The following is a 9,386-nucleotide window of genomic DNA, read 5'->3' on the forward strand; positions in this document are numbered from 1 at the left end:
GTGGGGGAGGCAGTAGCCACCTACAACTTGCAGATCGAGGGCAACTGCAACTTCTTTTGCGGTGGGGTGCTTGTTCATAATTGCATCATTGTGGACGACCCCCACAACGTCATCGAGGGCGAGTCCGCCACCCAGCGGCAGGCGGTGCTCGACTGGTGGGACCAAGCGATGTCCACCCGCCTCAACGACGCCAAGACCGGCGCGTACGTGATCGTGATGCAGCGCGTCCACCAGGACGACCTCACCGGCCACCTGCTGTCCCAGGCACGCGGCAGGTGGGAGCACCTGTGCCTGCCCGCCCGGTACGAGGGCCGGAAGACCATCTCCACCAGCCTCCACCTCCAAGACTCGCGCCAGCAGGAAGGCGACCCGCTGTGGCCTGAGCAGTTTGGGGACGAGCAGCTCAAGGATCTGGAGGGGCAGCTCGGCTCTTACGGGTCTGCCGGCCAGCTCCAGCAGCGCCCGTCTCCGCGCGAGGGCGGCATGTTCAAGGTCAAGTACCTGCTCCAGAACATCATCAACGAGGTGCCCGCCGGATTCATCCGGCACTCCATCCGCTACTGGGACAAGGCCGGGTCCGTCGGCAAGGGCTGCTACAGTGCGGGCGTCCTGATCCACGAGCTGCGCGACCGCACCTACGTCATCGCCGACGTGGTGGCCGGGCAGTGGGGAGCCTTGGAGCGGGAGGAGCGCATCAAGTCCACCGCCGTCCTCGACGGGCGGGCGGTCCGCATCTGGTGCGAGCAGGAGCCGGGCAGCGGCGGCAAGGAGAGCGCCGAGGCCACCGTCCGCAACCTGCGCGGATTCATCGTCAAGGCCGACCGGGTCACAGGCGACAAGGTCAGTCGGGCCGAGCCGTTCGCCGCGCAGGTGGAGGCGGGCAACGTGTTCATCCTCAACCGTCCCTTCACCAAGGACTACATCGACGAGCTGGAGCTGTTCCCCAACGGCAAGTACAAGGACCGGGTGGACGCCTCGACCGGCGCGTTCAACAAACTCACGTTCAAGCAGATCGCCCCGCATGTCGGCAGCGACCCCCGGCCCGAGGAGCTGAGCCTGGTCAGGACGGGCGGGGAGTATGCAGATTTATTTGCGCAAGCCAAGACCCCCGAGGAGCGGGCGGCGCTGGAGCGCGTGTTGGCCGAGGAGGGGGTGCCGGCATGAGCAACAGCACCTTATCGCTGTCAGATCAACTGCGCGCCCGCATCAAGGCGCAGCGGACCAAGTCCACGCCTGTCCCCGCCCCCGCCAGCGACGGGCATGTGTACAGGACTGACGAGACACCGAACCAGAAGTTTCACCGCATCTACAACGACCCCGACTGCTGGACAGGAACGAGACTATCATGATCGCAAGCCGAGACACGCACGTCCCCATCTCGCCGCACAGGGCCGACGCCATGCACAAGACGTTCGAGATGTTGGATCAGGTGGTCCGTCCGGTCATATTTGAGGTGGGGCGCACCCGCAGCGAGGTCGCCCAGTTCAGCTCTTGAGGAAACCCATCTGATGAACATACTGACCAGAATCAAGGCGGCGCTGTTCCCCAAGGTCGTGGCCGCCAGCCTGCCGAGCGGCGTGCTGGAGTTCATGACGCGGTACGGCAAGGTCCCTGACGTCAACCAGGAGGCCCTCGTTCGCAAGTACTGGGGGTGGACGTACAGCTGCGTCAACGTCACGGCCACACGCCTCGCCTCCACGCCGCTCAAGCTGTACGCCAGTCGAGGCAAGGGCGAGAGCAAGGTCGGCAACTTCTCCGCCAAGGCCGTGGGCAAGGAAAAGACGCAGTGGCTCCGCTCCCGCATCGGCAAGAGCATCGACCACGTGGCCGGAGCCGAGGACTTCGAGGAGCTGGAGGAGCACCCGCTGCTCGACCTGCTCCAGAACGTCAACGACCAGGAGAACGGCTTCGAGATGAAGGAGCTGACCTCCACCATGCTCGACCTGACCGGCAACGCCTACTGGATGCTGGAGAAGGACAAGCTGAGCGTGCCGAGCAAGCTGTTTGTCCTGCGCAGCCAGTGGGTGCGGATCATCCCCGACAGGGACAAGTTCGTCAGCGGCTACTGGTACGGGTACAACAACATGTTCGGCAGCGACCAGCGCCTGGAGCTGCCGCCCGACGCCGTCATCCACTTCAAGTACCCCAACCCGCTCGACCCGTGGTACGGCATGGGGCCGGTGCAGGCGGCGGCCTACAGCATCGAGAGCGCCGAGCTGCGCGAGAAGTTCACCCTCGCCACCATGTCTAACATGGCTCGCCCCGACCTGATCGTCAAGTACCTGGAGGGCGAGCTGGATCCGACCCAGCGGGCGCAGGTGGAGCGGGAGTGGAACGCCACGTTTCGGGGAGCCAAGAACGCCGGCAAGATCAAGGTCACCGACTTCCGGTATGAGATCGACAAGGTGGGCTGGAACCCCAGCGAGCTGGACTTCAACAGAGGCGAGGACTGGATTCTCAAGAAGATATGCGCCGCCTTCCCTGTGCCGCTCGGCCTGATCGACAGCAGCTACATCTCCCGCGCCCCGCGCTCCGGCATGGAGGGGAGCGACCTGTTCATGGCGCAGTTCAACACGCTCCCGCGCTGCACCCGCATCGAGGAGAAGCTGAACGAGCAGCTGTGCCCCATGTATGACGAGCGCCTGTTCGTGGCGTTCGACAACCCGGTGCCCAAGGACCGCGTGCTCCAGAACAGCGAGGACGCGCAGCGGCTCAACACGTTTCAGGTCACGATCAACGAGATCCGGAAGCGCAACGGCGAGGACCCCGTCGAGTGGGGCGACGTGCCGCTGGCTCCGATGGGAATTGTCCCACTGGGGAGCGCGCAAACAATGCCCGCAGAGGCAGGCGCTGCCAGTACAGCAACACAACCCGACAAGGGAGCACGGGCGAACAGTCCTCTCGCGCAGGCGAGCGGCTCTCCCGGTGGGGCGTCAGTCAACAAGCCGCCTGAAGAAGGTGCAGAGGAGGCCACCCTGGCAGAGCGGGTCGAGGCCGCCAAGAAGGCCATGGGCGACGGCCTGGCCATGGAGGTCGAGGGCGCGTACGTCCACCCCACGCTGGCCGGCATGCCGATCAAACTGCGGGTCAGGAACGAGACGGGCCGGTTCGACCGCCACGACCCCGACCGCGTGCGGGCCAGGGACCGGGGCACCGTGGACACGCTGACGGGGCGCAGGGTGAGCAAGGGTGAGGACGAGGAAGGCGGCAGGTGGATCACGATGCGCGGCACCCCGATATTCATCCGCGAGGGCCAGTCCGTGGACGACGCCGTAGCGGAGCGGATCGCTAGCGGCAGGCACATGGGCAAGGAGCGCAGCGACGACGAGATAGCCGACGACCGTGCTACGAAGAGGCAGTTGCGCGCCGCCGACACCAAGATCGCAGACCTGAAGCGGAAGATCGCCGACACACAGGCCAAACTAGAAGAGGTCAAGAACCCCGACGCCACTATCAAGCGCAAAGAGGACGAGTTGAAGGTTGCGCGAGAGCGCCTAGCAGCCGCCGATGCTAAATGCGCCGCCATCGCCAAAACAATCGAGGCCAGTCGAAAACGATCTGAAGAATTGAAAGCCGAATGGACTCGCCGTTGGCCCAACAAGCCCTTGCCCCGCATCTTCAGGAAAGGGGCGGACACCTCCGATCTGGAGAAGAAGATCCTGGCGGAGCTGCACGCCATGAAAGAGGCGAACGACGACCTCGCCGAGCTGATGGAAGAACTGGACGACATCAAGGTATGATCGCCACCCTACAAGACCACGAGCAGAAGGCGCTGGGCCAGCCCCCGCGAGCGGCCGAGCGGCAGCTGCGCCAGATCATGGGGCGCATCTTCCGAGAGCAGGGCGCGGAAGTGGCCGGGCGGGCCGGGGCGCTGGCGCGGTCAGTCAAGGCGTCTCCCGTCCCCGTCCTCTCCGCCTCTTGGGATGCCAAGGTAGCCAAGGCCGTGCGCCCGGTTCTGTTCGGCGTGTTCAAGGCCGGGGGCGACAAGGCGCTCAAGTCCATCCGCCGCTTCCCTATCCACACCCGCAAGATGTCCTGGATGCCCATGGACGCCGTGGCTGAAAGCGCGGAGGTGGAGGTGCACTCGGGCGTGGTGGAGAAGGCCGCCCCCACCTCCGTCGTCATTCCGCCGTGGGTGGACGATCCGGACGTCATTGAGGCACTGGAGGACGAGCTGTTTGAGTTCGCGCAGGGCATCAACCAGACCACCGCCGACGCCCTGCGCGAGGAGCTGATCGAGGGCATGGAGAACGGCGAGACCATCGACCAGCTGTCCGACCGCATCGAGGGCCTGACGCGGGACTGGGAGGGCTTTCGGGCGGAGCGCATCGCCCGCACCGAGACGGCCAGGGCCTACAGCACCGGCCACATCGAGGCGTGGCGCAGCACGGGCGTGGTGGACAGGAAGGTGTGGGTGGCGGCTGGCGACGCCTGCCCGTTCTGCCAGGAGATGAACGGCACCGTGGTTGAGCTGGACGAAAACTTCTTCGACCAGGGCGAGACGCAGGAGACCGAGTGGGGCGGCAAGGACATCGAGATGAGCCACGACTACAGCGACGTGATCGGGCCGCCCTTGCATCCAAACTGTTTGACAGATCCCTACACCCCGGTATTCACAGAACGCGGCTGGAAACCGATAAAGGATGTGGAGGTCGGGCAGCAGGTACTTACTCACAAGGGGCGGTTCCGTAAGGTGTTCAAGAAGCATGTTGTTCCACGACAAGAAATCGTTGAGACGCGCATTACCGCATTGATCGCTGGCAAGAGGAAGGCGCAGCTCACTGTCACTGCTGACCACCCTGTGCTGGTGAACGGGCGGTGGGTGGTCGCTAAAGAGATTCGTGCAGGCCAGACCCTATATGTTCTGGCGGTCAAATGTGCCAGACCGGGATGCAACAACTGGACGCCTTATATGAGCAAATATTGCTCTGGGTCTTGCAGCTCGAAAGAGATTGCGAGAAAACAATGGGCTGACCCGGCACACAGGGAAACGGTCTCAGAGAAAAATAGGAAGTCAATGTTGGATCAGTACTCCAGCGGGAATCGGGACGCATCTCGTGCGTGGGATGTCGGGAGGGGTAATCTGTTTCGGCTTGTTTGGGCTGGCATACGTGAGTGGCCTTTGCGCTCGCCGGAAGCGCGTGCTCGCATGAAGGAGACCACCAACACGCCGGAGCAGCGGCTGGCATCTTCACAGCGGATGAAGAATAACAACCCTAGCCGAATCCCAGAGGTTCGCCGCCGCATGACGGAGTCGTACCGCCGATTTATGCGTGAGCACCCAGAGAAACATCCGAACAGCATCATGGCGCAACGTGGGTTCATGAGCGGTATCGAGAGGCGGATGAAAAAGCTGCTTGAGCAGGCGCGCATTCCGTTCGTGCAGCAACAGCCGATTCTCGGCTATTTTGCGGATTTTGCTATTCCTGATTTGCGGATCGCCATCGAGTGTGACGGGGCTTACTGGCACGACGCCAGCTCGCCAAGGGAAATTCGGAGGCAGCGGGAGATCGAGGCCGAGGGCTGGACGGTATTGCGTTTCTCTGAGGAGGAGATCAACAAGCGTATGGACGAGGTCGCCGAGCGGGTGCTTCGAGTCGCCGCCAACCACACAGGGGAATATGGGTTTGTCCACTGTCGAGTGGTGGGCGTGGCGACCAAGAAGCGGTGCCGCACGGGGACCTTGTGGAATCTGTCGGTAGAGGAGGACGAGTCTTTTATCGCGAAAGGGTTTGCGGTTCATAACTGTCGCTGCGCCGTGGTGGCGGAGCTGGCCGAGGAGAAGATGGTCAGGCAGAAAGGTGGCCCCGGCAGTGGGAACTTTGGACACGCTGGCAGGCCGGGTGAGGTGGGCGGGAGTGGGCCGGGTCAGCCGCGGTTCGCCAGAGATTTACGAGTTCCAGAAGCTGTGGGATGGGAAAATAATTGGCGTTTATCCAACGAGCTTGTCCCCTTGCAGCAATGGGTGGAAAAAGGGGAAATGAAGATTTATGAAATCCCCATATCAAAAATAGATTGGGAGTCCCCTGGCGGACTTTCTGATTATATAAATCTCAATAAAGTAAAAGAGATGGCTGCTGAAATGAAAGAGGGCGCCCATTTTGTTCTTCCTTACGGATTCCAGCAAGAAAACGGCCGGTTTTATGTCAGCGATGGAAACCACCGAATAGCAGCATGGGCATTGTTAGGGCATTCCACAGTTCCATTTGCCGGAAAGACATTGCAAGACCACAAGAAGATGCTTAAGGGCGGCCCCGGCTCTGGCAACTTCGGCCACGAAGGCAGGCCAGGTGAGGTTGGTGGGAGTGGAGAGGGTGGGGGTGGTGGGGGAGATGAAAACAGTCTTAGTAAAGAGAATACAATATGGAATCCTGAGGATGGTTTTCTTGACTGGGAAAAGATTCAAGGACATAAAACCGAGCCACTTCCTTCTGGGCGCGCTGCGGAAAGAGCTTCTGGTATTCTCGACCGGGGTAATGGTACACGATTGCAAGTGAATATATCCGATCTGATTCCTACACAGGATTATACAGGTGCGGATAAAGTAAATGCGATCGCTTCCAAGTTTAAGTTAGAAAAAGCAAATGTGGCTATCTTACAGCAAGGTGATAAATTATATATATACGACGGCCATCATACCTTAGCCGCTGCAATTAAAAACGGAGTTACCTCTTTAATTGCGAGAGTCCAAAAGATATAACATAACAGGAGAACAGCGCAGAATGAAAACGCTACTCAGAATCAAAGAAATGATTGACTACCTGCCCGGCCCAGTAAAGGACGCTGTGCACCATGTAGCCAAGGAGTCCGGCCAGAAGACCGATGACATGGAACTTCACCGCCATACTCACTCCGAGAAGGCTAAGGTTAATGAGATTGACCCTGCTTGCCGCAAATCGTTGGCTTATGTCAGCCATCGGTCGCAAGATAGGGACGACGAGATCGTTATTCCCAAGGCGTTGAAGTTGGACGAATTCAAGAAATACGGCAGCGTCCTCGTCAATCATAATTACAGCCTACTCCCCGTCGGTTCGGACGAATGGATTGAGGCTGACGATTATGGGATTAAAGCATTGACTGTTCATGCCGACACCGGCCCTGGCACGTTGGCCAATGTGGTGTGGGATTTGACGCGGCAGGGCCATTTGAAAGGCCGGAGCGTGGGGTTCGTGCCCACCAGTTTTACCAAGCCCGGAGCGCGGGACTGGGACCACGTGGCCAACAATCTTCAGAGCGATTGGAAGGAGTTTGATAAGAGTCGGGCGGAGAAGTCTATCAGTCGGATCATCACCGGTGGCGTCTTGCTGGAGCATTCGTTCGTGAGCGTCCCTTGCAACGTGGACGCTGAGATGATCGGGGTGGTCAAAGCCATGAACTTGGGGGGCAGGGTCATTAAGCAACTCGGCTGGCGGGTAGACGAGAAGAGCGGCCTCCTGATCACCAAGCAGGCGGAGCCGGAGAAGTGCGTGTGCGACGAGTGCGGGCTGGTGCGCACGTGCGAGCCAGGGACGAAATGCACCGAGGAGAACTGCTTCGGTACGATGAAGCCGAAGAAGGCCGAGGAAGCCAAGGCCGATCAGCGCATCGAGATCACCAGCAAGCAAGCGGAGCCGGCAGGCCCGCGCACGGACGCGCAGCGGGCGCAGGCGCACTTCAAGCTCGGCGAGGAAGACTGGAACGCGCTGTCCGACGAGGAGAAGGAAGCGTACATCGCCAAGCTGCCGCCGAGAGGGTCGGCCGGTATACCGGAGGAGACCAAGGCCGTCCGGCGGATCGAGATCATCAGCAAGGGCGGGCCGGGATCGGGGAACTTTGGGCATGCGGGCAGGCCGGGAGAGATCGGTGGAAGCGGTCCGGGTGGCGGAGATAATAGCCCCAGTAAGGATGCAACACGCGCCAGCAGAATGACTGATTCGTTCATGCGAGGCAAGTTGCTCCGAGAACATGGGAATCTGACTGTCATGCAGGGTCGTACGCATGGGGTGACAGAGGAAGAGCGGGAGGCAGAGAAAAAACTCCATGCGGAAGCTGCGTCCTTGCACAGGAGCGCTGCTGCCGATTATCGGTCACGAGGTGTGGCAGCACACGCATCTTCCCATGAACGCGACGCCGAGATGCACGAGAAGTATGCTGCAAGTAAGGGTTTCCAAGACCCCGCCGCCACCAAGGAGAACCCCAGCATGCCTGGCCATTCGTTCACCGCCTGCGTAGCCTTCATGGAGGACAAGGGCTACGACACCGAGGCGGCCCAGCGCATCTGCGGCAAGCTGCAGGCCGAGTCGGGGGAGAAGGCGCTGCCGGAGCCGGAGGCCGACGCGCTGTACGAGTTCATGGCGGTGGAGAAAGAGGGAGACCCCAGCGGATTCCTTGTGAAAGAGGACGACGGCACCACCCACCTCCCCACCAAGCGCGACGGCAAGCTGGATCACGGCATGATGGGTGCTGCGTGGGCGGCGCTGCATGGCGGTTACCGGGGCAATAAGTATGAAGGCCCCAAGAAGCAGGAGGCCATCAGCAGGCTCAAGAAGCTATACGAGGACGAGAACCTGCCCCTGCCAAGCGAGAAGGGCGCTGGCGAGCCTGCCGTCGTCACGGTCGTCCGTCCCGCCCCGGCAGTCAAGGTGCTGTATGCGCCGCCCGACCCAGTGTTGGTGGCGAAGGGCGTGAGTGCGGCGGTGGAGCGGGCGCTGGCCCGGCGGACAGGGAAGATCCTATGAAGCTTGACGCCGTCAATGGATTTGTGATCGTGGAGGTTTTCTCCATACGAGATTTTGAACGAATGTCGAAACGGCCAGACAACTTTGCCTATCCCCGACGCGGCAAGCAGGGGCGGCGGAAGACGAGGCCGCAAACCGGCGCGGGAAGTCGCGCCACAGTAGAAACCGGGCGGTGGAAATGCCGCCCACAAGAGAGGGATCGAAACAGATGAAAAAGAAAGTGAAACTCAACAAGAGCTGGATGGGCCACGCCGAGGGCACGATCCTCGAGGTGGACGAAGCCACCCTGAAGTCCATTCTGGACAACGAGGCGGGCGAGGTCTACGACGACTCCATCGACCTCAAGCTGGCCAGCGCCACCAAGGGCATCCAGGACGCGGCGGTGAAGGCGGCCACGGACGCGGTCGAGAAGAGCCTGAAAGAGATGGCCTCGGGTCAGAGCAAGATGATCCACATCTCCGTCAAGGACAACTCCGACGAAGACCCGACCTTCGGCTACCTGCCCGGCTGCAACAAGTCGGCGGAGAAGCTGTCCAAGGGCGAGATCAACTTCGCGTTCGGCCGGTTCGCAGTTGACGTGCAGAAGGCGGCCCGTGGCGGGCGTGAGCCCGAGATGCTGATGAAGTGCCGCGAGCGGTCTGAGAAGCTGGTCACCAAGGCTGCCGGAGA

General features: G+C 61.2%; 7 protein-coding genes. All 7 read left to right on the forward strand.

Annotated features, from left to right (window positions below; translation table 11 throughout):
* Positions 1 to 66: 66 nt before the first annotated feature.
* Positions 67 to 1,164: a phage terminase large subunit gene (terL, locus tag WC683_17760; GenBank protein ID MFA4974456.1), complete on the forward strand. Its 1,098-nt coding sequence runs from the start codon at positions 67 to 69 to the stop codon at positions 1,162 to 1,164.
* A complete protein-coding gene (locus WC683_17765; GenBank protein ID MFA4974457.1) occupies positions 1,161 to 1,349 on the forward strand; it encodes a hypothetical protein in 189 nt (62 codons plus the stop codon). Before terL ends, WC683_17765 begins: the two co-directional genes overlap by 4 nt.
* Positions 1,346 to 1,495: a hypothetical protein gene (locus WC683_17770; protein ID MFA4974458.1), complete on the forward strand. Its 150-nt coding sequence runs from the start codon at positions 1,346 to 1,348 to the stop codon at positions 1,493 to 1,495. Before WC683_17765 ends, WC683_17770 begins: the two co-directional genes overlap by 4 nt.
* Before the next feature lie 13 nt (positions 1,496 to 1,508).
* Positions 1,509 to 3,740 carry a phage portal protein gene (locus tag WC683_17775; protein MFA4974459.1) on the forward strand — a complete coding sequence of 744 codons (2,232 nt, stop codon included), beginning with the start codon at positions 1,509 to 1,511 and terminating at the stop codon, positions 3,738 to 3,740.
* Positions 3,737 to 6,700, forward strand: coding sequence for a DUF559 domain-containing protein (locus WC683_17780; GenBank protein ID MFA4974460.1), 2,964 nt, complete (start codon positions 3,737 to 3,739; stop codon positions 6,698 to 6,700). The genes WC683_17775 and WC683_17780 overlap by 4 nt, the downstream gene beginning before the upstream one ends.
* Before the next feature lie 22 nt (positions 6,701 to 6,722).
* Positions 6,723 to 8,717, forward strand: coding sequence for a hypothetical protein (locus WC683_17785; GenBank protein MFA4974461.1), 1,995 nt, complete (start codon positions 6,723 to 6,725; stop codon positions 8,715 to 8,717).
* Positions 8,718 to 8,925: 208 nt separating this feature from the next.
* A partial coding sequence (locus tag WC683_17790; GenBank protein ID MFA4974462.1) for a hypothetical protein occupies positions 8,926 to 9,386 on the forward strand: 461 nt, incomplete at its 3' end.

Source organism: bacterium (genome assembly GCA_041648665.1).
GTDB lineage: Bacteria > UBA10199 > UBA10199 > 2-02-FULL-44-16 > JAAZCA01 > JAFGMW01.